Consider the following 22,678-nt stretch of genomic DNA (forward strand, 5'->3'; position numbering starts at 1 on the left):
CCAGGGGGGCACATGCGCAGCGCAGTGGGGGTATACACGGCTGTCCTGACGATGGCAGCCGCATCTCTCGTCGGGGCGGGGGTGGTGGCATCGGCGCCGCGGGCGTCGGCACTCACTCCGCCCGTGGGGATCACGGCCGACGATCTGCCGACCTGGCAGACCAACGGCATCGTCTGGGCCATGGCGGAGGCGAACGGAGTCGTCTTCGCCGGTGGCACGTTCTCGACCGTCAGACCGCCGGACGCATCGTCCGGCAACAGCGAGCAGCAGGCGCTCAACTTCGTGGCGCTCGACGCGGCGACCGGCGCGCCGACGTCCTGCGAGCTGTCGTTCACGATCGGCTCCGGCACGGCCACCGTACGGGCGCTCGCGGTCTCCCCTGACGGCCAGACCCTTTACGCGGGCGGCCAGTTCGGGGCGGTCAACGGCGTCGGGGTGAGCAACGTCGCGGCGATCGACATCGCCACCTGCACGCCCAAGTCGTCTTTCAAGGTCGCGGCGAGCGCGACCGTACGGGCCCTGGCCGTGACCGGCGAGACGGTCTACCTCGGCGGGGACTTCACCTCGCTGGAGGGGCGGAGCCGCCGGTACTTCGGTGCGGTGACGACGGGCGGTGAACTCCTGCCGTGGACGGCCGACGCCGACGAGCCGGGCCGCGCCGTGGAGGTCACCCCGGACGGCGGCAAGGTCCTGCTGGGCGGCGACTTCTTCACCGTCAACGGCACCGGCTCGCACGCCCTCGCCGTGGTCGACGCCACCACCGGCGCCCTGGCCAAGGCGTACGGCAGCGGCTTCATCCCGACCGCATCGGTGGTCAAGGACATCACCACCGACGCGACCGGCTTCTACACCGGCAACGAGGGCACGGGCGGCGGGGTCTTCGACGGCCGTATCGCCCTGAACCTCAGCGACTTCAACCAGCGCTGGCGGGACACCTGCCTCGGCGCCACCCAAGCGGTCACGGTCCACGGCGGTGTGCTCTACTCGGGCTCGCACGCCCACGACTGCAGCAGCATGGGCGCGTTCCCGAACCAGCGCCGCAAGCACCTGCTCGCCGAGCCGGTCGGCAACCCCGCGCTGCTGGGCTGGTTCCCGGACACCAATGACGGTCTGGGCGAGCAGATCGGGCCGCGGGTGATGGCCACCTCCGCCAAGGGCGGCACGGACTACCTGTGGGTGGGTGGCGAGTTCACCACCGTCAACGGCGCGGGGCAGCAGGGCCTGACCCGCTTCGCGAGCGGCCCCGACACGGGCGCCCCGTCCGTCCCGCTGGTGAACGCCTCCAGCACCAAGCCGGACGAGGTGAACGTGCGCTGGCAGTCCAGCCTGGACCTCGACGACAGCCACCTGACGTACCGGGTCTACAAGAACGGCGCCACGACGCCGATCCACACCGTCTCGGGAGCCTCGCTGCCCTGGGTGCGCCCGCAGATCACCTTCAGGGACACCGACGTCACGCCCGGCTCCACGTACACGTACCGGATCACGGCGAGCGACGGCACCAACACCAGCGCCAAGTCCGCCACCCAATCGGTCACCGTGCCGTCGGCGGCCGAGGCGTACCCGGAGCGGATCAAGGCCGACGGCGCCAGCCTGTACTGGCGGTACGACGAGGCGAGCGGCCAGTTCGCGGCAGACGCCTCGGGCACGGACAACAGCGGCGTGCACCGCAACGCGCCGTCCTACCGGGCGACCCCGGCGGCCGTGCCGGGGCCGAGCACGGCCGTGGGCTACAACGGCACCGACGAGTACACCTACAGCGACCGCAAGCACAGCCGCCCGGCCTCGTACTCCATCGAGACCTGGTTCAAGACCACGACGACCCAGGGCGGCAAGATCGTCGGCTTCGGCAACCGCACCCAGGAGCCCAGCTCCAGCTACGACAAGCACCTCTACATGACCAACGACGGCCGGCTGATCTTCGGTGTCTACAGCAGCGGCGCCCGCACCATCAGCAGCGGCTCCGGGCTCAACGACGGCCGGTGGCACCACGTCGTGGCGACCCAGGGGTCCAGCGGGATGCGGCTGTACGTGGACGGGTCGCTCAGGGCCAGCAACCTGCTGGTGACCGGCAACCAGAACTACCAGGGGTACTGGCACGTCGGCGGCGACAGCATCAACTCCTCCTGGCCGAGCACCCCGACGAGCGACTACTTCGCCGGGCAGATCGACGAGACGGCGATCTACCCGAGCGTGCTCTCGGGCTCGCAGGTCTCCGCGCACCGCAGCCTCGGGACGGGCTCGTGAGCCGGCGTCCCCGGGCTGCCGTCGTCGCCGCCGCGCTCGCGGCGGCGGCGACGCTGCTGGTGGGGTGCGGGGGGTCGGGCGGCTCCGGCGGCTCCGGCGACTCCGGCGCGAAGGACCGGGAGCCGGGGGTGGCCGGCCCGCGTACGCCCGCGGCGGGCGGAGACGCGGACGCGGCGGACGGCGGCCCGTCCGGGGCCACGGCCGGACAGACGCCTCGAGGGCCCAAGGTTCCGAAGTCCGAACTGACCCCGGCCACCGGCTCCTTCACCAAGAAGGAGAGGGAGTACCTGACCGGCCGGGTGCCCGAGGGGACGGACCCGGCGGCCGTCCTGCAGATCGGCCAGGAGACCTGCCAGCGGATCGCCCGCACCGCCGAGCACGACCGCAAAGCAGCGGTCAGCGCGATCCGCACGGGCGAGATCGCGAACGCCGAGCCCGCCGTCACCCACCTGTGCCCGGAGCAGCAGCCGCTGCTGGAGGCCGCGAAGAAGGGAGGTCAGGGGTGAGGAAACTCCCCATCGTGGTCGCGATACCGACCAAGAACGAGGCCGAGAACATCGCCCGTACGGTCTCCTCGGTCATCGACCACTTCGAGGCGGTCGTCGTGGTCGACTCGGCCAGCACGGACGACACCTGCAAGATCGCGGCCGAACTGGGCGCCGAGGTCGTCCCGTACGAGTGGGACGGCGGGTACCCGAAGAAGAAGCAGTGGTGCCTGGACCACATCCGGCCCGAGACGCCCTGGCTGCTCTTCCTCGACGGTGACGAGACTCCGAGCTCTGAGCTTCTGGCGGAGCTGCGGTATGTCTTCTCCCGGCCGGTGAAGGTCGCCGCGTTCGACATTCCGCTGGGCTACTGGTTCGCGGGCAGGCGGCTGCGGCACGGCTACACCATCGTCAAGCGGGCGCTGCTGGACCGTACGCGCTGCCACTTCCCGGTCCTCGGGGACCTGGACGCCCCGGGAATGGGCGAGCAGGAGGGCCACTACCAGCCGGTGGCCCCGTCGGTGTGGCGGCTGAAGTCCCCGATCGAGCACGAGGACCTGGATCCCGTACGGACCTGGTTCGAGCGGCACAACCGCTACTCGGACTGGGAGGCGTGGCTGGAGCAGCACCCGGAGGTGAGGGAGGAGATCCGGCAGGCGAAAACCCGCCAGGGGCAGCTCTTCCACAAGGCGCCGTTCAAGCCGCTGGTGTCCTTCGCGTACGCCTATGTCTTCAAGCGGGGGTTCCTGGACGGGCGGGCCGGGTTCGACTACGCGTTGGCGATGTCCTTCTACCGCTGGCAGATCGGACTGAAGTCGCGCGAGGCGGCACGCGGCCGCGGCCAGGCGGTGTCCGACCGGTGATTCCCCATCCCGCCCTTCCCCCGGCCACCGCCGGGGGGAAGGCGGCGCTGGTCCGGCGTTGTCGTTGCTCAGCGGCCCCGCGCACATCGCGTACGCGCGCGCCTCGGAACGCAGCCGCGTCGGCCACCGCAGGCCCGTGGCCCTCGATCGTCCTATCCTGGCCGGAGGGGCATGGTGCCCAGGGGAGCTGCCATGGTCACGACTAAATGGTTCTTCGAGCCCGGTCATACGGGCGCCGAGTTCCGCGCCCGGCACATGATGGTCGCCTACGTGCGCGGGCAGCTCAAGAACGTGCACGGCGTGCTGGAGGTCGATCCCGACGAGCCGGAGAAGGCCCGCATCGAGGCGACGATCGACGCGACCCAGGTCTACACCGGTCAGCCCGAGCGCGACGCCCACCTGCGCAGTGCCGATTTCTTCGACGTCGAGCACCACCCGACGTGGACGTTCGTCGGCTCGCGCATTCATCAGGTGAGCGCAACCGAATTCGAGATCACCGGAGATCTCACCGTACGTGGAGTAACGCGTCCCGTGACGTTCGACGTCACGTACTTGGGACAGTGGGATACCCCCTGGTGGGAGGATGGCCGGGACCTGGGCACCCGGCGACGCGCCGGTTTCGCCGCCACGACGCGGATCAATCGCCATGACTTCGGAGTGAGTTGGAACGACGTGGTCGACCGGGGCGGAGTGGTCGTCAGCGCCATGGTCGATGTCATGGTCGACGTCGAGGCCGTGCTCGATGCCGGTGAAACGGCCCCCTGAGCACGAGAGACTCCTGGGCCGGTGTCCGCCTTCGACCCCGCCGCAGCCCGGGCCGCGATTGCCGCATGGGACGCGCGGGTCCTGGTCCTCGCCAAGGGGGTGCCGGGCCGCGGGACTTCCGGCAGGTGAACAACGGGCCGCGCTCCGCGGGCGGACGCCTGCCATCCTGGCTGCTCGGTTGTTCAGCGGGCGAGGAGGTCTCGCAGGGCCTTGGTGATGTCGCCAGGGGCTTCTTCGGCCATGAAGTGGCCGCAAGCGACGGTGGTGTGCCGCAGGTCTGGTGCCCAGGTGCTCCACAGCACGGCGGCGTCGAAACCGAGGGCGGCGCCCCAGTCCTGCTGGAGCACGGTGACCGGCATCCGCAGCTGATTGCCGGCGTCCCGGTCGGCCTGGTCGTGGTCGACGTCGATCCCTGCGGAGGCGCGGTAGTCGGCCACGATCGAGGGCACCGCGTTGCGGCAGGCGTCCAGGTAGGCGGTGCGGACGTCGGCGGGGATGGCCTGCGGGTCGCTTGACCAGACGTCGAGGAAGTGGCCGAAGAAGGCGTCCGGGCCGGCGGCGATCATCTGCTCGGGCAAGTCCGGGGGCTGGGCCATCAGGTAGAGGTGGAAGCCGACGGCGGCGGTGGCGCCGTGCATCACCGCCCACATGTCCAGGGTCGGGAGCACGTCGAGGCAGGCGAGGTGGGTGATCGTCTCGGGGTGGTCCAGGGCGGCACGGAAGGCGACCAGGGCGCCGCGGTCGTGCCCGGCCAGCGCGAAGCGCTCGTGCCCCAGCACGCGGGCCAGGGCGACGATGTCGGCGGCCATGGTGCGCTTGGCGTAGACGGTGCGGTCGGTCTCGGCGGGTTTGTCGCTGGCGCCGTAGCCGCGCAGGTCGGGGCAGATCACGGTGTGGTCGGCTGCGAGGTCGGCGGCGACGTGCCGCCACATCAGGTGGGTCTGGGGAAAGCCGTGCAGCAGCACGATCGGAGTGCCCGTACCGCCGACGGCCGCGTTCAGGGACACGCCGTCGGCGACGGGGACGTGCTGATGATCGAAGCCTGCGATGGCGGGCGCCATGGTTTCGCCCCTTTCCGTAGTGACCAGCGGTGATCAAGTGACCAGCGGTGATCAGATGTCTTCAGCTGTCTTCAGCGTCCCGGGCCCGGATGAGCATCGGATGAGCGCGCTACCGTGACCGGGGGGCGAGGGCCCGGAGAGGGTGGTCAGGGTGCAGGTCCAATTCGGCGTGCTGGGGCCGGTGGTGGCCTGGGACGGCGCCGGGGACGCGATCGCGTTGAAAGGGCCTCGGCACCGCGCGGTGCTGGCCCGGCTGATCATCGCCCGCCGGCGCGTCGTACCGGTCTTCCGCCTGGTCGAGGACCTGTGGACGGATCCACCCGCTGATGCGGTGGGCGCGGTACGCACCTTCGTGGCCGCGCTGCGCCGCGCCCTGGAACCGGAGCGCCCACCCCGCGCTCCGGCCCGGCTGCTGCTCACCGAGGGACCGGGGTACGCGCTGCGCGCCGAGCCGGGTGCGGTGGACGCCTGGCGCTTCGAGCAGGCGGTGGCCGCGACCGCGACGCTGCCGCCCAAGGAGGTGTTCGCGCGGCTGGAAGAGGCGCTGGGGTGGTGGCGCGGGCCCGCCTACGCCGAGTTCGCCGACCAGCCCTGGGTCCGCGCGGAGCGCTCCCGCCTTGCGGAACTGCGCCTGCACGCAGTCGAGCGGCAGGCCGAGGCCCGCCTGGGCCTGGGACTGGCCGCCGAGGCGGTGCCGGATCTGGACGCGCACGTGGCAGAGCACCCCTGGCGCGAGGACGCCTGGCGTCTGCTGGCCCTCGCGCTGTACCGCACCGGCCGCCAGGGCGACGCGCTGGCGGTGCTGCGCCGGGCGCGCACGCTCCTGGTCGAGCAGCTGGGGGTGGATCCAGGCCCGGGACTGCGCGGCCTGGAGGCGGACATCCTCGGCCACGCCGCCCACCTCGCCCCCGCGCCCGGGCCGGGCGGGGCGGCGGGGCGGGTGTGGGCGCAGACGGCAGCCGCCTACGACCGCACCGTGCCATCCGGGGCCCGGGTACGACTGGAGTCGACAGTGGGGCTGCTGCGCAACCTCGCGGTGACCGGGGGCAGCGGCCTTCAGGCAGCCCGCCGGCACCGCGTGGCGGCCGTCGCGGCGGCCGAAGAGCTCGGGGATGCGGAACTGACCGCCCGCGTGATCGGCGTCTACGACGTCCCGGCGATCTGGACGCGTGTCGATGACCCGGAACAGGCCGCACAGGTGGTCGCGGCGGCCGAGCGCACCCTGACCGCCCTCCCGCCCGGCGGGCACGAGGCAGCCCGCGCCCGGCTGCTGGCCACGATCGCCCTGGAGTCGCGCGGCCCCCTCCCCCAAGCCCGTCGAGCAGGGCGTACCCCCAGCGCACGCGGGCCCCAGGCCGCCCGGCAAGCGGAGGAGATCGCCCGCCGCCTGGACGATGCAGCGCTGTTGGCGTTCGCCCTCAACGCCGTGTTCATGCAGACCTTCCACCGCGCCGGTCTGGCGCCGCGCCGGGATGAGATCGGCGTTGAGCTGGTAGCCCTGTCCGCCCGGCACGGCCTGGCCACCTCCGAGGTCCTCGGCCACCTCATCCGCCTCCAGGCCCGCAGCGCCCTCGCGGACTTCCCCGGAGCCGACCATCACGCCACCGCCGCAGACCGCCTGGCCGAGCGTCACGAGCTGCCGCTGGTGGGCGTGTTCACCCAGTGGTACGCCGCGCTGCGGACCGCCGCGACCGGCCCGGCAGCAGCGGCCGAGGCGGAGGCGGCGTACAGGAACGCCGCCGCTCGGCTGGACGGCGCCGGCATGCCCGGACTGGAGCACGGCCTGCTGCCGCTCGCGCTGCTGTGCCTGCGCGTGCAGCACGCACAGCCCGCCCAGGCCGAGGAGCACACCGACTGGGGACCCTACGAGCCGTGGGCCCGCCCCCTGGCGCTGCTGGCCCAAGACCGCCGCAGTGAAGCCGCAGCGGCGCTGCGCAAGGTCCCGGACCCGCCCCACGACCTGCTGTTCGAGGCCCTGTGGTGCCTCACCGCCCAAGCGGCCATCGCCGTCGGGGACCGGCAGACCATGGAGCGCGCCTACATCCAGCTCACCCCCGCAGCGGCGGAACTGGCCGGGGCAGGCAGCGGCCTCCTCACCCTCGGTCCGGTCTCCAAGCACCTGAGCGACCTCGCCACCGCTCTTCGACGCCCTCGATGAACAGCCCCATGCTTCCGTCCACAGGGCGCTCATCAGAGCTCTCATGATGCCGAGCCCGCCCCGCGGGCAGTGCGGCACGGGCAGCGCGGGTGGTGGCGACCCGTCACCGCAACGAGACCGTGGATCCGGGCTCAGCGGGCAATTTCCTCGTAGATGCCCTGGAGGTGGTCCACGACCCTCTCGATCGAGAACTGGTCCCGGATCAGCCGCCAAGCGGCCTCCGAGGCCTCCTCGTTGGCGGCCGGGTCGAGGAGTTCGAGGATGGCCTGGCCGACGAGCGGGCCGTTGTCGCGGTCCGGGCGGCTGTCCACGACGCGGCCCGCGCCCGCCGCCTCGACGTCCGGGGACAGGCCGCCGGTCTTCGTGACGACGACCGGCAGCCCGACGGACATGGCCTCCAGCACGGACACGGCGAACGGCTCGACGACGGACGGCAGTACGTACACGTCCGAGCGGCGCAGTTGCTCGAGCACCGCGGCGTGGTCGAGCGCGCCCACGTACTCGACGGCGTGGCCGACCCCCAGACCGCGCGCGAGATCCAGCATCGGCCCGGCGAGCGCGCCGGTGTCGGGGCCCGCGAGGACGAAGCGGGCGTCCGGGTACTTGGCGAGGACGGTCGGGATCGCCGAGATGAAGTCCTCGGGCCGCTTACGGGCCTGTACGCGGGCGCAGTACAGCACCGTGGGCGGGCGGCTGCCGTCGTTCGCGGGCCGCCGGTCCTGGAGCTGGACGCCGTTGACGAGCCGGTCCGTGCGGCGGAGCCGCGCCGGGGTCACGACGGCCTCGACTCCCTCCCGCTCCATCTCCGTGAGGTGCAGGATCGCGTCGGCCCCGCGCAGCACGCGGCGCAGCCCGAGCGCGTCCACGACCTTCGCGACGCGCTTCTCGGTCGGGTCGATCATGCCGTGCGTCTGGAGGACGAGCGGCCGTCCGCACTGCAGCGCGGCGAGGGCGAACGGCAGGGTGATCAGGTCGCGCATGAGGTGCACGTGCACGACGTCGGCCGCCTTCACCAGGCGCCGGGCGCGGGCGAGCAGCGCGGGCGAGGTGATGCCGCTGACCTCGAACTGCGGCAGTACGTGCCGCGCCTGGAACATGAAGACCGGGACGTTTTCCACGGAGTCGGGCAGCGGCCCGTCGAATCCGTCGCCCAGCGTCGCGATGCGCGCGTCCACCCCACGGGCCCTGAGGCCCTTGGAGAGGTTCAGGGCCACGCGCGTCGGCCCGCCGAAGTCGTTGGTGGGCGTGTGCAGCGTGACGACATGCAGAACCTTCACCGAAAATTCCTCCCCCCGATGCTCCCCAGCATCGCCCGGCCAGATTAGCCGCATCATTAGACTGCCCGGGGGCATTGGGGAACTTGGGGAAGTCGGGGAACGAAGCGGGGGAATATGGCAGTTGACGTACGGACCGCCGGGGCCGCGGGCAGTCCCACCGATGCCGCAGCCGATCCCACCGAAGCCGCCGCCGGTCCCGCCCCGCTGGACGTACCGCCGGTCTCCCCGCGCGCCGTGCTCTCCCGCGCCCTCGCCGTACCGCTGGTCCTGGGCCTGGTCTTCTTCCTGCCGGTGCTGGTGGCCGTACAGCCGGGTCCCGGGGTGCGCGACGAGGCGTACTGGCTGCAGCTCGTGCTCACCGCGTACGCCGGTGCCCGGCTCGCGGCGATGACGCTCACGGCCCGGCGCAGGCTGATCCAGGGCTCCTTCTGGCTCTTCGTCTACGTCGCCATGGGCGTGGCCCCGCTCGCGCAGGCCGTCCTGGGCCAGACGCCGACACCCGTGGTCGGCACCCGCTCCGACCTGGTCCTGGCGGTCTCGCTGGCGCTCTGCGGCTGCGTGGCCTTCGACGTGGGCGTGCTGCTGGCCCGTCACCGCCCCGTCCTCCGCACCCGCAGGCACCGGCGTACGGCATCGGTCAGCCGCAGGCGGCTCTGGCTCCTGGTCGCGCTGGCGTACGTGGCGAGCGCGCTGTTCGTCGTGAAGCTGGGCGGCCCCGCGGTCTTCTTCAGCAGCCGCCAGGAGATCAGCGAGGGAATCCAGAGCAGCGGGGTCGGCGGGGGCGGCGGAGGCGGTGAGTCCCAGGTCGGGTCGGCGTTCCTGCGCGGCTTCGGGACCGTGCCCGCGCTGCTGGCCTTCCTCTTCCTCACCCGCTGGCTGGTGACGTCCCGGCACGCGCGCCGCCGCCCCTCGGTCCTCCTGGCGTGGGCGGGCCTGCTCGGGGTGAACGCCCTGGTCAACAACCCGGTCTCGAACCCGCGTTACTGGTTCCTGACCGTGCTGTTCTCGATCCTCTTCACGGCCTTCCCGAGGAGCCCGGTGATGTACCGGGCAGCGCTGGCCCTCGGGGTGGTGGGCGCGCTGCTCCTCTTCCCTTTCATGGACCGGTTCCGCTACGACGAGAGCGGGCACCGGCCCGTCGAGTCCACCTCCGTCTTCGACCCGCTGGTGCGGAAGGACTACGACCAGATCGGCATGCTCGCCAACACCATCACCTTCGTCGGCTCGGGCGCGGGCCACGCGTACGGCCGACAGCTCACCGCCTCCACGCTGTTCTTCGTGCCGCGCTCGGTGTGGCACGGCAAGCCCCAGGACTCGGGGGTGCGGGTGGGCGAGTGGATGGGCATGAGCAACACGAACCTGTCGTCGCCGCTCTGGGCCGAACTCTGGCTGGACTTCGGCCCGGTGGGCATGACGGGCGCCTTCCTGGGCCTGGGCTACCTCAGCGCCCGCGCCGACCGCCGCTACACGCTCCGCACGGTCGACGATCCACGCCCGGGAAACGTCCTGGCGATCGTCATCCCGCTGATCGCGGGCTACGCCTTCATCCTGCTGCGCGGCCCGCTCCTCCAGGCCTCCGGCCGGGTCGGGATCGCCCTGCTGTGCCTGGCGCTGGTCACGACGTTCCGCTCGGACCCGCGGAGGCTGCTGCGGTAGGTGGCGGGGGCGGGGCGTTCACCGACCCGCTCGGAAGCCCGACGATCGTGAAGATGGGAAAGGTCCCTCGGGCCGTCGCTCTGGACGGTCGCCGCGCGGCGGCGAAATGGGCCCGGGGACCTTCCCCCTCGTACCACATTCTGTGGAACTGCTGCGCAGATCTCGTCAGCCGAGGGTCGCGAGGGCCTCGTTGAAGATCTTCGACGGACGCATGACGGCCGCCGCCTTGGAGGCGTCGGGCTGGTAGTAGCCGCCGATGTCGGCCGGCGATCCCTGCACCGCGATCAGCTCGTCGACGATGGTCCGCTCCTGCTCGGTCAGCGTCGTGGCGAGGGCCGCGAACGCCTCGGCGAGCTCGACGTCGTCGGTCTGCTTCGCCAGCTCCTGGGCCCAGTAGAGCGCCAGGTAGAAGTGGCTGCCGCGGTTGTCGATGCCACCGAGGCGGCGGCTCGGCGACTTGTTCTCGTTGAGGAAGGTGGCCGTCGCGCGGTCGAGGGTGTCCGCGAGCACCTGGGCGCGCGCGTTGCCCGTCGTCTGCGCGAGGTGCTCGAAGCTGACCGCCAGCGCGAGGAACTCGCCCAGGCTGTCCCAGCGCAGGTAGTTCTCCTTGACGAGCTGCTGCACGTGCTTGGGCGCGGAGCCTCCGGCGCCGGTCTCGAACAGTCCGCCGCCGTGCATGAGCGGGACCACCGAGAGCATCTTGGCGCTCGTGCCGAGCTCCAGGATCGGGAACAGGTCGGTCAGGTAGTCGCGCAGCACGTTGCCGGTGACCGAGATCGTGTCCTCGCCACGGCGGATGCGCTCCAGGGAGAACGCGATCGCGTCGACCGGCGCCATGATCTCGATCTGCAGACCGTCGGTGTCGTGCTCGGGGAGGTACGCCTTGACCTTCTCGATCAGCTGCGCGTCGTGCGCGCGGCCCTCGTCGAGCCAGAACACCGCCGGGTCGCCGGTCGCGCGGGCGCGGGTGACGGCGAGCTTGACCCAGTCCTTGATCGGAGCGTCCTTGGTCTGGCACATGCGGAAGATGTCACCGGCGCCCACGACCTGCTCAAGGACGACCTTGCCGCTCTCATCGAGGACGCGCACCGTGCCCGTGGTGGGGATCTCGAAGGTCTTGTCGTGGCTGCCGTACTCCTCGGCCTTCTGCGCCATCAGGCCGACGTTGGGCACCGAGCCCATCGTCGCCGGGTCGAAGGCGCCGTTGGCCCGGCAGTCGTCGATGACGACCTGGTAGATCCCGGCGTAGCTGCTGTCGGGGAGGACCGCGAGGGTGTCGGCCTCCTGGCCGTCGGCGCCCCACATGTGGCCGGAGGTACGGATCATGGCCGGCATCGAGGCGTCGACGATGACGTCGCTGGGCACGTGCAGGTTGGTGATGCCGCGGTCGGAGTCGACCATCGCCAGCTCCGGGCCCTCGGCCAGCTCGGCCTCGAAGGACGCCTTGATCTTGGCGCCTTCCGGCAGTGACTCCAGACCCTTGAGGATGCCGCCGAGCCCGTCGTTCGGGGTCAGGCCGGCCGCGGCGAGCGCCTCGCCGTGCTCGGCGAACGTCTTCGGGAAGAACGCCCGGACGACGTGGCCGAAGATGATCGGGTCGGAGACCTTCATCATCGTGGCCTTCAGGTGCACCGAGAACAGCACGCCCTCGGCCTTGGCGCGGGCGACCTGCGCGGTGAGGAACTCGCGCAGCGCGGCCACGCGCATGACGGACGCGTCCACGACCTCGCCCGCCAGCACCGGCACGGACTCGCGCAGGACGGTGGTGCTGCCGTCGTCGCCGGCCAGCTCGATGCGCAGCGAGCCCGCCTCGGCGATGACCGCGGACTTCTCGGTGGAGCGGAAGTCGTCGGCGCCCATGGTGGCGACGTTCGTCTTCGAGTCGGACGTCCACGCGCCCATCCGGTGCGGGTGGGCCTTGGCGTAGTTCTTCACCGACGCCGGGGCGCGGCGATCGGAGTTGCCCTCGCGGAGCACCGGGTTGACGGCGCTGCCCTTGACCTTGTCGTAACGGGCGCGGATCTCCCGCTCCTCGTCGGTCTTCGGGTCGTCCGGGTAGTCCGGCAGCGCGTAGCCCTGCTGCTGCAGCTCGGCGATCGCCGCCTTCAGCTGCGGGATCGAGGCCGAGATGTTCGGCAGCTTGATGATGTTGGCCCCGGGCGTCTTGGCCAGCTCACCGAGCTCGGCGAGCGCGTCGTCGATGCGCTGGCCCTCCTCGAGGTGCTCGGGGAAGCCTGCGATGATCCGCCCCGCCAGGGAGATGTCGCGGGTCTCGACACTGACCCCGGCCGTCGAGGCGTACGCCTGGACCACAGGCAGGAACGAGTACGTCGCCAGGGCCGGGGCCTCGTCAGTGTGCGTATAGATGATGGTCGAGTCAGTCACCGCTACTCCGCTTCACGTCGTACATCGTCTCGATGTCAAGATATCTCGTGACCGCCCGTCCCCGACAGCCAGCCCCCGCGTCCGGCTTCCGGGCCGGACCGCAAGCCCGTCACGTACACGTACGGCACCGTCCGCGCCAGCTCCGTGTTGTCGACAGCGGGCCGGACCGACGCGAGTCTCGGCGCCCGTCGTCGGCCGTCGCCGATCAGGCTAACCGCCGCCTCGAAGCCTGCGAAGAGCAGGCAGAAGGCCGTCTGTCTCCGCAGACGATCCGGCTTGTCTCCAGTAGTACAAGTTCATAGATTTCGAAACCGTGAGGTCCGAATCCGTTCCATCTGGATGGTCGGCCCTGCTGGCGCTCCAGCAGGCCGCCCACGCCACTCTGCAGGCGCTCGCCGCAGAGCTGGCCGGCCTGGACCTGACCGCCTCAGAGATCAAGGTGCTGGCCAACCTCGCTGACGGCCACGGCCGGACCGTGTCCGAACTGAGCGCGGCCGGGGGTATCCGCCCCAACACGCTGACCGGCGTCCTGGACCGTCTGGAACGGCGCGGCCACATCACGCGAAGGCGAGGGGGCCGCCCCGGAGACCGCCGGTCAGTGCTCATCGAGCTCACGTCCTCCGGGCGCCTGGCCGCCGCCACGATCCGGAAGGCCATCGCCGACCTCGAGCGCCGCGCGCTCGGCCACCTGCCCGCCGACGCGATCGCCGCCCTGCGCGCCTCGCTGCAATCCCTCGCAGACGGGTCTCCGTGACCCTGCCCCAGCCCGCCCATAGGCACATTGGGCGCCATTGCGATTTTCGCAAGCCGGGCGTAGCTTGGTGGTATGAACGAGACCATGGCTGACCGGGTGCGCGCGATCATTGGGCGGGTCGCGCCGAGTCAGGCTGCCTTCGCCGAAGTCATCGGTATGACGGGCGACAAGCTGTCGAAGTCGCTCGGCGGGGCGCGTCGCTTCACCTCGCTCGAGCTGGCGCTGATCGCCGACGCGGGGGATGTCACGGTCGACTGGCTGCTGGGCGGCCGTACGCCCGCGCGGCCCGCGCTCGCCGCGCGGTCGACCGCGGCCGCCTCGGCGCCCGACCGGCAGGCGCTCGAGGATCTGGCCGGGCGGTACACGGCCGCGTTCGACGTGCTCTCCCTCCTCGGCCGTGCGCCCGAGATGCCGCCGCTCCCGGCCGTCCCATCCGGCGGCACGCCCCACGAGCAGGGGGACCGGCTTGCCGAGCGAGTGCTCGCTGCACTGCGGGACGCGGGGGTGCCGCCGCTCGCCGAGTTGGACATCAGCGAGATGATCGCCGCGTGGGCGCGGGTCTTCGGGGTGGACGTCGCCATCACCCGGCTTCCAGGCGGCATGGACGGGCTGAGCTGGCAGGCGGACGGCTTCCGGCTGGCGATCCTCGGCACGCATCCCGTATGGACGCGGCAGCGGTTCACGCTCGCCCATGAGCTGGGCCATGTGCTGGCCGGTGACGCGCAGGACCTGCTGGCCGAGAGCGGGATGGCGCCGGGGCTCGCGGCCGAGCCCAGCGAGATCCGGGCGAACGCCTTCGCCGCGGCCCTGCTCATGCCGGAGGACGACATCCGGTCCGAGGTCTCCAAGGCTTCCGGAGTTTCCGGGGCTTCCACAGGTTTCGGAACTTCCGCAGAGCCCGGGGCTTCCGCCGGTTTCGGAGCGTCCGCACAGCCGGGTGCTTTCGCACAGCCCGGGGCTTCCGCAGAGTCCGGGGCTTCCGCCGGTTACGGAGCGTCCGCACAGCCGGGTGCTTCCGCACAGCCCGGGGCTTCCGCACAGCCCGGGGCTTCCGCAGAGTCCGGGACTTCCGCAGGGCCCGGCGCTTCCGCAGGGTCCGCGGACGCGGGCGCTCACGGCACGCTCGACGACGCGGCGTTCGCCGAACTCGTGACCCGCTATCGGGTCTCCCCCAGCGCCCTCGCCGCCCGGCTGCGCGCGCTCGGCCTGATCGACGACGAGCGCAGAAAGCGGCTTCGGCGGCTGACGACGGCGGCCTGCCACGAGCGGACCGGCGTCATCGACGCCTATATGACCCAGTCCGCCGCGTCCAACACCCCGCTGCCGCCGGTCCGGTTGGTGCACGGGCTCTTCACCGCGTACCGGGACGGGGAGACGACCCTGCGGCCGCTCGCCGCCCTCCTCGACAGCGATGTGGACGATCTGCGCACCCTCCTCGCCGAGGCGGGCGACACCGACCCCGACGCCGAGGCCGACGCGGGTGACGCGGCCACCGGGGAGCCGGTCTTCACTCCATGAGCGCCTGGTGGTTCCCGGACAACACGGTCTTATGCAACTTCGCGGCGGTGCGGCGGATCGACGTGCTCGAGAAGGTGCTCGACAGCCGGGGGCGGTGGACGGAGGCCGTCGCTTTCGAGGCGCGGCGGTCCGTCCGCCATCTGCCCGCGCTGGACGGGGTCTTCGTCGGCGGCTGGCTCGGCGACCCGGTGGAGATCACGCGGGCCGCGGACGTACGGCGGGTGGAGACCATCCGGCGCGCGGTCTTCGGCGGACACCGGGGCCGCCCGCTCCAGCACCTCGGCGAGGCGCAGACCTGCCATGTCATCGAGCAGTGGGACGAGTTCCGGGGCGGACGATGGATCACGGACGACATGGAGGCCTACAGGTACGCGGTGCGGCGCGGCATCACGGCGCTGCAGACCATGGACCTCGTACGGACCGCCACGACGCGCGGGATTCTCTCCGCCCCGGACGGCTACCGGCTCCTGACGGACATGGTCAGGGCGGGGCGTCATCTGCACCGGTTCCCCGGCGGCCCTGACGACCTGCTGTGACCGGGTCTGCGGCGGTCGGTGCCGCGGTGCCGCGCCGTGCCGCGATGCGCAGTGCGGTAACGCGCAGCCAGGCCGCGCACGCTTTGAGGGCGGACCCGGCGCACAGGCCCCAGGCCGCGCCGAGTACGCCGCCCAGCGCGTAACCGGTGAGCAGGAAGCCCACCGACAGGAGCGAGAAGACGACCTGGATCGGGAGCGTCGTGCGCGGGCGGAGGACGCGGAGCGTGAGGAGCGCGCAGGTTCCGGCGGCGATGGCCGCGTACTGGCTGCCGGTCGCCGGGAGGAGCGCGGACGATGCGGCCCAGGTGTCGCCGAGGAGTTCGCGGCCCGCGCGGTCGGGAAGGGCGATGAGGACCGCGGCCCACGCGGCGGCGACCGCGGCGAGCACGGCGGCGAGCAGGGCGGTCGCGCGGACTTTGCGGGACGCGGAGGGATAGCGGTTGAGGAGCGGGGGGCCGAAGGCCGTCGAGGCGTTGAAGAGGACGTTCATCGGGCCGAAGAGCGTGGTCACGCCGCGCAGTGCGCCGACCGCCAACTGGCTCGCGAACAGGCCGAGTCCGACGATCGCCAGCTGGCTGGACGCGTTGCCGACGGCGAACTCGACGACGAACCGCTGCCCGAGATGGCCGCGGCGCAGGAAGCGGCGCGGGTCGGCGGGCAGACCGCGCAGGCGCGGGAAGAGCAGCGCGGCACCGGTGAGGAGGGCGGGGACCGCGGACACGCCCCAGACGGCGATCAGTCGAGCGGGGCCCGCGCCCTGAGGCTGCGCGGCGAGGGCCGGTACGGCCGCGGCGAGGCGTACGAGGTCGGCGGCGAGGGCGTAGTGCGGGAGGTGAAGGGTGGAGAAGCAGTAGCGCATGCCGTCCTGGGTGAGGACGACGGGGAGGACGAGGCCGAGCGCGGCGAGTCCGCGGGCGGTGTCACCGGGTACGGCGGCCAGCGCGGCGGCCATGGCCAGGCCGACGGCGGTCGACGCGCCGGCGGTGAACGCCACGGCCGACCGGCACGCGGCCCGCACCTCGGCCGACGGGCCGCGCTCCAGGACCAGCGCCTGGCCGATGTAGGAGACGGAGACGCCGAGCAGCACGGTGAAGACCGTGTAGACGAGGGAGAAGACGGAGAACCCGGCGGCGGTGGAGAGCCGCGCGGCCACGACGAGCACGACGATGTTCGTGAGCGCGGCCACGCCTTGATCGGCGACGGAACAGACGACGCCGAGGCGGGTCCCGATCCCACGGTCGCCGCCCGCTTCCGAGAGGGTCACCGGCGGGCCGGGAGGTCCGCGGGGTCGACTGCCCGTAGGGCCAGGGTGCCCGGCCCGTCCGCGTCCGCAGCAGCCGTGGCCTCGTCCGCCTCGTCCGCCTCGTCCGCCTCGTCCGCCTCGTCGGCCGGCACGGGCGCCGGTTCGGGAGCCGTGCGGCGGCGGGCGCCCGAACCGGCGCCTTTCGGCGCCGTCGCGCGCCGCGGCCCGCTCCCCTCCGCGTGGAGGACCGCTCCCAGCACCGTGCCGCCCGCCCCGCTGACCAGTTCCCGTATGCGGTCGAGGTCGTCGCGGCGCACCTCGCGCGGGTCGCAGACGACGAGCACGCCGTCGACGCGGTCCGCGAGCGCGATCGCGTCGGCGTACGAGAGCACCGCCGGGGCCAGGACGACCACCACCGCCTCCGGGTCGTCGGCCGTGGCGATCAGGCGGCTCGCGGGCGCCGAGGTCAGCGCCCGCGCGACGTTGCGCACCCGGCTGCCCGGTATCAGGTCGAAGGCCCCGGACTCCCCCGCGTCGATGGGGAGTTCCTCGCCCGTGGGCCAGCCGCCGTCGCCGCGCGGGGCCGTGCGGGCGGCCCACCCCGGCCGGATGCCGTCGGCCGCGCGCAGCCGCGCGGCGAGCGACGGCGTGCGCAAGTCGGCCTCGACGAGCAGGACCTCGCGGCCCATCTCGACGAAGGAGGCGGCCAGGTTCACGGACACGGCCGCCGCCATGTCGATGCCGCCGCGCGGGGCGACGACCATCAGCCGGCGCCGGTCGGCGAACCGCTGGTCGTACGCGAGCCGGAAGGCGACCGAGCGGTACTCCTCCGCGAGGCGCCCCTCCGCGAGAAGCGAGGCAGCACGCCCACGCCGCCCCGGCCGCGGCAGACTGCCCAGCACCGGCGCCCGCAGCGCCCGTACGACGTCGCTCTCGGAGCGCGCCGTGGGGTCGAAGACCAGCCGAACCCATGCGGCGAGCAGCCCGAGGCCGATGCCGACGGCCGCGCCGAGGCCGAGGATCATGGGCAGGCCCGGCCCAGAGGACGAGGCGGGCGGGGTCGCGGTGCGGACCACGAAGCCGGGCGTGGTGTCGAGCGCCTTGAGCTTGGTGATGCTGGAGTTCAGCTCGGAGATTCTGCCGATGACTCCGGACTGGACGGACAGGGTCGTGTCCAGGTTCCGGCCGTCGCTCAGGCCCGCGATCTGCTCGGCGAGCTCGTCGCGCTGCTTCTCCAGCGGCTTCAGCTGCTTCTCGTAGCCCTCGACCATGTTGTCGATCAGGGACTGGGTCTGCTTCCTGCGGTTGTCCAGATAGGCCTGAGTGAAGGCGTTGGCCCGCTTCGCTGCGGTCTCCGGCGAGGAGGCGGTGTAGGCGAAGCGCAGGACAAGGGTGTTGGGCGGGTTGGTGACCTGGAGCCCCTCCTGCAGCCTCTCGGTGTCGTCGGGGGTGCCCAGGTCCTTCGCGGCGCGCGAGGCGACCGCGTTGCTGACGGCGGTCTGCCGCTCGGAGCCGATGCTGACCTGCTTGTCGGGGGTGGTGCTGCCGGGCGCGAACGGGTCGACGGTGGCGGGCCGTACGGTGACCTCGCTCGTCGCGACGTACGACCTGCCGCCCGCGAGGCCGATCCAGGCGCCGCCGAGCAGGCCCACGACCACGCCGAGCACCAGCAGAAGGCGGTAGCGCAGCAGCTGCTTGAACTGGTCGCGCAGCAGGTCCGGTTCCTCGTGCGCCTGCGGCCCGCCGGCACCGGCACGATCGGTCGTCGTCGCTGTCATCCGCGGGCCCCCCTCGGCCGTGCCGGGCGGCCCTCGAGCGCCTCGTCGAGCAGCCCGGCGATCCGGGCCAGGCCCGCCTCGCGGCTGAGGTGGGCGTCGACGTACGCGGGGCCGCGCGACCCCAGCGCGTCCGCGGCGGCGGGGTCTTCCGCCAGCTTACGGACCGCGGCCAGCAGCGCGGGCGGATTCTCCGGCGGGACGAGAACTCCCGCTTCCGAGCGGCGCACTTCCTCCGCCGTGCCGCCCTGTTCGGCGACGGAGGCGACGACGGGCCGTCCGGCGGCGAAGTACGAGGTGAGCTTGGACGGGATGCTCATGTCGAGGACGGAGGCCCGCTGGGTGACGGCAAGGACGTCGGCGGCGGCGAGCACGTCGGGGAACTCGGCCTCCTCAGCGGGCGGCAGGAAGTGGAGGTTGGGCAGTCCCGCGCCGAGCGCGCGCAGGTGCTCGCGCTGGTTGCCGTCGCCCATCAGGACGATGTGCACGTCCGGTGCCTCACGGGCGGCCTCGACGAGGACTTCGAGGCCCTGCTTGAGGCCCATGTTCCCGGAGTGCAGGACGACGATGCGGCCCTCACGCCAGCCGAGGCGGGCGCGCATCTCGGCGCGTGGCCGGGACGGGCGCGCCACATGCGACCAGTTGGGGACGAGCCGTATCCGGTCGCGCGCCACCCCCATCGCCGTCACCTTGTCGACAAAGCTCTCGTGGATGACGCCGACCAGCCGGGCGCGCTTCAGCACGTACGCCTCGACCGCGCCCGCCGCGGCCGCCGACGCCCTGCCTCCGCCGCGGATGCCGCTCTGCGCCGCCGCCGCGCCCATCAGGTCCTGCACGACCGGGACGTACGGCACCCCGTACCGCCGAGCGATCCGCGCGCCGATGACCCCGCCGGCCAGGCTCGGCAGCTGGGCGAGCACCGCGTCGGGCCGGCCCATGCGCGGCGGCGCGGCCAGCCCGTGGGCGAGGATCGACGCCTCGTACAGCGCCCGGCGTACGGCGGTCTGGCGCGGCGGTACGGTGTGCCGCCTGCGGTGCAGCAGGACCCCCGCACGCTCCTCCTCGGCCCGCCACACGCCGCGGTAGGCGGGGTCGGTCCGCCAGGCCGGGTAGTGCGGCATCCCGGCGAGCACATGCACCTCGGCGTGCCGCTCGTCCGCGGCCAGATGCTCGGCGATCTGCGTTGCGTACGGCCCTATTCCGGCCTGCTCGGGCGCGTAGTTGGTGGACACCAGCAGCAGGCGCCGCCCCCCATGTTCCGGCATGGCGCATCTCCTCCCCCCAGAGTCGATCAAATGCACCCTAGCTCTTCAAGAGTGCAACATGTTGTCTTTCTCCGGTCGCCCACGGTTTCGCAATGTTCCGGTGGGAGTGTCCGCGGCCCGGCTATCGTCGGTGGCTCAGATGCGCTGGGGAGCGCATCGCGAGTGGGGGGCCATTCCGCATGCCGCAGATCGTGGGTTACGCGCCGGGGGTGTACGACCTCTTCCACGTCGGCCACCTCAACATCCTCAGACACGCCCGCGCCCGGTGCGACTACCTCGTCGCCGGGGTCGTCTCCGACGAGATGGCGGAGTTGGCCAAGGGCCGCGCGCCGGTGGTGCCGCTGGTCGAGCGCCTGGAGATCGTCCGCAGCATCCGGTTCGTGGACGCCGCGTTCGTGGAGACCGTGCCGGACAAGCTGGAGACCTGGAAGCAGGTCCGGTTCGACGTCCTCTTCAAGGGCGACGACTGGCGTGGCACGCCGAAGGGCGACCGGCTGGAGCGCGACTTCAGCACGGTGGGCGTCGAGGTCGTCTACTTCCCCTACACCGTTCACACGTCCAGCACCCAGCTGCGCCGCGCCCTGGACGTCATGAACTCCCCCGTCACGCCGGGCGTATCGCAGTCAGCTCCCGGAACCACTTCGCCGTGAAGGCCACCAGGAACAGCGCATGCACGGCGAACAGCGCCGCGTACGCACCGAGGAAGGCTCGCTCGCTGCCCAGCAGCAGGAAGACGCCGCAGAAGACGCCGTAGTCGACGGGGAGCAGGGCGACGGCCCGTATGCGCGAAGGTGCGGTGAGCGGAGCGGAGGCTCCCGCCTTCGGCTTGAGCTTGTCGGTGAGCAGGCCGCCGAAGAAGGTGACCACGGCGGCGAACTGGAACCCGAGCGGCAGCAGCAGCCAGCCCGGCCCGGGGAGTTCAAAGAATCGGTAAAAGGAGATCAGCACGGCGGCGTGCAGCGCGGTGATCTTCGCGCAGTCCACCACGTGGTCCAGCCACTCCCCCGCCGGGCTGCTCTGGCCCCGCAGCCGGGCCAGCTGACCGTCCGCCGAGTCGAAGGCGAAGCCCACCGCGAGCCCCCCATAGACCGTGAAGGCGAGCGCCCACGAGGGCCGGACGAACGCGAGGGCCGCGATCGCCCCGAAGCTGAACGCTGCGCTGAGCAGCGTGACGTGATTCGGGGTCAGCCCCGCGCGGTAGGCCGCAGCGGCGATCACCCGGCCCGCCGGACGATTGATGTGGCGCGAGTACAGCGAGACCCCCTTCGCCGTCTTTTGCGCGCCGCGCAGCTCCCGAAGAGCCGCGCCGAATGCCATGGTTTGAGCCACCATCCCCCCAGATGTCGCACCCGCACGAAATGTTCCCGCAAAGGAGCACAACGCCTCGATCATGATGGCATGGCCCACTGACAGCCGGTCCGGCCGATGCACAGTGAGACCGGGATCACTGGACCCCCGGGAACTATTCAGGTAAGCCTCAGATAAGTTAGGGCGGCCTCACCCAGCGCCCCACGATTGCCCGAGTCTGCCTGGAGCCCGAATGCGAGCCGTCCGTAACCCCTCTGGCGCCGCCGTCGCCCTCGCCGCCGCAGCGGCCCTCACCGCCGTCGCCGGCTGCGCCGAAAAGAGCGACGCCAAGGGCTCCGACGCCATTGAGGTCACCGCGTCGGACACCGCGTGCGAGGTGTCCAGGAAGGAGTTCCCCGCGGGCCATGTGAAGCTCGCCGTGGAGAACAAGGGCGCCAAGGTCACCGAGGTCTACATCTACGCCCCCGGCGACCGGATCGTCACCGAGCGGGAGAACATCGGCCCCGGCACCACGGCCGACATCACCGCCGAGGTGAAGGCCGGTTCGTACGAGATCGCCTGCAAGCCCGGCATGAAGGGCGCCGGCATCCGCCAGAAGGTGCAGGCCACCGGCGAGGGCGCGCCCCAGAAGCGCGACCCGCGCCTGGACAAGGCCGTCGCCGAGTACCGCGAGTACGCGCAGACGCAGGCCGACGAGACCCTGCCGCTGGTCAAGGTCTTCACGGACGCCGTGAAGAAGGGCGACATCGAGGGCGCCAAGAAGGCGTACGCGCCCTCCCGCATCGGCTGGGAGCGCACCGAGCCGGTCGCCGAGTCCTTCGGGGACATCGACCCGAAGGTGGACCTGCGCGAGGACGGCCTGGAGAAGGGCCAGGAGTGGACCGGCTGGCACCGCCTGGAGAAGGCGCTGTGGCAGGACAAGAAGATCGGCGAGAAGGAGAAGGAGCTCGCCGGCACGCTCGTGAAGGACCTCGAGGACTGGCAGAAGCGGGTCGGCAAGGCCGACATCAACCCGGCCGGCATGGCCAACGGCGCCAAGGAGCTGCTGGACGAGGTCGCCACCGGCAAGGTCACCGGCGAGGAGGAGCGCTACAGCCACACCGACCTGGTCGACTTCAAGGCCAACGTCGAGGGCGCGCAGAAGTCGTACGAGCTGCTGAAGCCGGTCGCGGCCGAGAACGACCCCACGCTGGTCAAGGAGCTGGACAGGCAGTTCGCGGCCCTGGGCGGCCTGCTCGACAAGTACCGCGAGGACAAGGCCTCGTACGACTTCGAGTCCTACGACAAGGTCGGCAAGGCCGAGCGCAAGGAGCTGTCCGACGGGGTCAACGCCCTTGCCGAGCCGCTGTCCAAGCTCGCCGCGGCCGTCGTCAAGTAGCAGG

At 72.0% G+C, this 22,678-nt stretch carries 18 protein-coding genes; 11 read left to right on the plus strand and 7 right to left on the minus strand.

What is annotated here, in order from left to right; translation table 11 throughout:
- Positions 1 to 12 precede the first annotated feature (12 nt).
- The 4 genes from ACTWQC_RS13600 (at position 13) to ACTWQC_RS13615 (ending at position 4,360) form a co-directional block, all read left to right on the plus strand.
- On the plus strand, positions 13 to 2,247 hold the full coding sequence (locus ACTWQC_RS13600) for a LamG-like jellyroll fold domain-containing protein (RefSeq protein WP_443315900.1): 2,235 nt from the start codon (positions 13 to 15) through the stop codon (positions 2,245 to 2,247).
- Positions 2,244 to 2,753 carry a hypothetical protein gene (locus ACTWQC_RS13605; RefSeq protein WP_443315901.1) on the plus strand — a complete coding sequence of 170 codons (510 nt, stop codon included), beginning with the start codon at positions 2,244 to 2,246 and terminating at the stop codon, positions 2,751 to 2,753. The genes ACTWQC_RS13600 and ACTWQC_RS13605 overlap by 4 nt, the downstream gene beginning before the upstream one ends.
- Positions 2,750 to 3,595 (plus strand): glycosyltransferase family 2 protein, encoded by an 846-nt coding sequence (locus ACTWQC_RS13610; protein WP_443315902.1) that lies wholly within the window; start codon positions 2,750 to 2,752, stop codon positions 3,593 to 3,595. Before ACTWQC_RS13605 ends, ACTWQC_RS13610 begins: the two co-directional genes overlap by 4 nt.
- Positions 3,596 to 3,766: 171 nt before the next feature.
- Positions 3,767 to 4,360, plus strand: coding sequence for a YceI family protein (locus tag ACTWQC_RS13615; RefSeq protein WP_443315903.1), 594 nt, complete (start codon positions 3,767 to 3,769; stop codon positions 4,358 to 4,360).
- Positions 4,361 to 4,542: 182 nt separating this feature from the next.
- Here ACTWQC_RS13615 and ACTWQC_RS13620 read toward each other — a convergent pair whose 3' ends face one another.
- The gene (locus ACTWQC_RS13620) at positions 4,543 to 5,421 is read right to left on the minus strand and encodes an alpha/beta fold hydrolase (RefSeq protein WP_443315904.1); all 879 of its coding nucleotides are present in this window, start codon (positions 5,419 to 5,421) and stop codon (positions 4,543 to 4,545) included.
- 151 nt (positions 5,422 to 5,572) lie between these two features.
- Between ACTWQC_RS13620 and ACTWQC_RS13625 the strand changes: the two genes are divergently transcribed.
- Positions 5,573 to 7,579, plus strand: a complete 2,007-nt coding sequence (locus tag ACTWQC_RS13625) for a BTAD domain-containing putative transcriptional regulator (protein WP_443315905.1) — start codon at positions 5,573 to 5,575, stop codon at positions 7,577 to 7,579.
- A gap of 131 nt (positions 7,580 to 7,710) precedes the next feature.
- On the opposite strand, the gene ACTWQC_RS13630 is transcribed toward ACTWQC_RS13625, so the two are convergent.
- Positions 7,711 to 8,856 (minus strand): glycosyltransferase, encoded by a 1,146-nt coding sequence (locus ACTWQC_RS13630; protein ID WP_443315906.1) that lies wholly within the window; start codon positions 8,854 to 8,856, stop codon positions 7,711 to 7,713.
- A 114-nt stretch (positions 8,857 to 8,970) separates the two neighbouring features.
- Here ACTWQC_RS13630 and ACTWQC_RS13635 point away from each other — a divergent pair, with 114 nt between their 5' ends.
- The gene (locus tag ACTWQC_RS13635) at positions 8,971 to 10,512 is read left to right on the plus strand and encodes a hypothetical protein (protein WP_443315907.1); all 1,542 of its coding nucleotides are present in this window, start codon (positions 8,971 to 8,973) and stop codon (positions 10,510 to 10,512) included.
- 165 nt (positions 10,513 to 10,677) lie between these two features.
- On the opposite strand, the gene ACTWQC_RS13640 is transcribed toward ACTWQC_RS13635, so the two are convergent.
- Positions 10,678 to 12,897, minus strand: a complete 2,220-nt coding sequence (locus ACTWQC_RS13640) for an NADP-dependent isocitrate dehydrogenase (protein WP_443315908.1) — start codon at positions 12,895 to 12,897, stop codon at positions 10,678 to 10,680.
- Positions 12,898 to 13,210: 313 nt separating this feature from the next.
- Between ACTWQC_RS13640 and ACTWQC_RS13645 the strand changes: the two genes are divergently transcribed.
- From ACTWQC_RS13645 to ACTWQC_RS13655, 3 genes are all read left to right on the plus strand, one after another.
- Positions 13,211 to 13,651, plus strand: coding sequence for a MarR family winged helix-turn-helix transcriptional regulator (locus tag ACTWQC_RS13645; protein WP_443315909.1), 441 nt, complete (start codon positions 13,211 to 13,213; stop codon positions 13,649 to 13,651).
- A 72-nt stretch (positions 13,652 to 13,723) separates the two neighbouring features.
- A complete protein-coding gene (locus ACTWQC_RS13650) occupies positions 13,724 to 15,169 on the plus strand; it encodes an ImmA/IrrE family metallo-endopeptidase (RefSeq protein ID WP_443315910.1) in 1,446 nt (481 codons plus the stop codon).
- Entirely contained in the window at positions 15,166 to 15,705 is a 540-nt protein-coding gene (locus tag ACTWQC_RS13655) for a hypothetical protein (RefSeq protein ID WP_443315911.1), read from the plus strand. The genes ACTWQC_RS13650 and ACTWQC_RS13655 overlap by 4 nt, the downstream gene beginning before the upstream one ends.
- Here the strand turns inward: ACTWQC_RS13655 and ACTWQC_RS13660 are convergent.
- The 3 genes from ACTWQC_RS13660 to ACTWQC_RS13670 are packed head-to-tail and all read right to left on the minus strand — an operon-like array spanning position 15,650 to position 19,988.
- Positions 15,650 to 16,936 (minus strand): hypothetical protein, encoded by a 1,287-nt coding sequence (locus ACTWQC_RS13660; RefSeq protein WP_443315929.1) that lies wholly within the window; start codon positions 16,934 to 16,936, stop codon positions 15,650 to 15,652. The two genes, ACTWQC_RS13655 and ACTWQC_RS13660, sit on opposite strands and share 56 nt — an antisense overlap.
- Positions 16,937 to 16,965: 29 nt before the next feature.
- Positions 16,966 to 18,726 (minus strand): lipopolysaccharide biosynthesis protein, encoded by a 1,761-nt coding sequence (locus tag ACTWQC_RS13665; protein ID WP_443315912.1) that lies wholly within the window; start codon positions 18,724 to 18,726, stop codon positions 16,966 to 16,968.
- Positions 18,723 to 19,988, minus strand: a complete 1,266-nt coding sequence (locus tag ACTWQC_RS13670; RefSeq protein ID WP_443315913.1) for a glycosyltransferase family 4 protein — start codon at positions 19,986 to 19,988, stop codon at positions 18,723 to 18,725. The genes ACTWQC_RS13665 and ACTWQC_RS13670 overlap by 4 nt, the downstream gene beginning before the upstream one ends.
- Positions 19,989 to 20,167: 179 nt before the next feature.
- Between ACTWQC_RS13670 and ACTWQC_RS13675 the strand changes: the two genes are divergently transcribed.
- Entirely contained in the window at positions 20,168 to 20,638 is a 471-nt protein-coding gene (locus ACTWQC_RS13675) for an adenylyltransferase/cytidyltransferase family protein (protein WP_443315914.1), read from the plus strand.
- On the opposite strand, the gene ACTWQC_RS13680 is transcribed toward ACTWQC_RS13675, so the two are convergent.
- Positions 20,592 to 21,305: a CDP-alcohol phosphatidyltransferase family protein gene (locus ACTWQC_RS13680; RefSeq protein ID WP_443315915.1), complete on the minus strand. Its 714-nt coding sequence runs from the start codon at positions 21,303 to 21,305 to the stop codon at positions 20,592 to 20,594. The genes ACTWQC_RS13675 and ACTWQC_RS13680 overlap by 47 nt on opposite strands.
- Positions 21,306 to 21,528: 223 nt before the next feature.
- On the opposite strand from ACTWQC_RS13680, the gene efeO reads away from it, so the two are divergent.
- Positions 21,529 to 22,674: an iron uptake system protein EfeO gene (efeO, locus tag ACTWQC_RS13685; protein ID WP_443315916.1), complete on the plus strand. Its 1,146-nt coding sequence runs from the start codon at positions 21,529 to 21,531 to the stop codon at positions 22,672 to 22,674.
- Positions 22,675 to 22,678: the final 4 nt, after the last annotated feature.

Origin of the sequence: Streptomyces sp. 8N616 (assembly GCF_052246385.1) — a bacterium.
Taxonomy (GTDB): domain Bacteria; phylum Actinomycetota; class Actinomycetes; order Streptomycetales; family Streptomycetaceae; genus Streptomyces.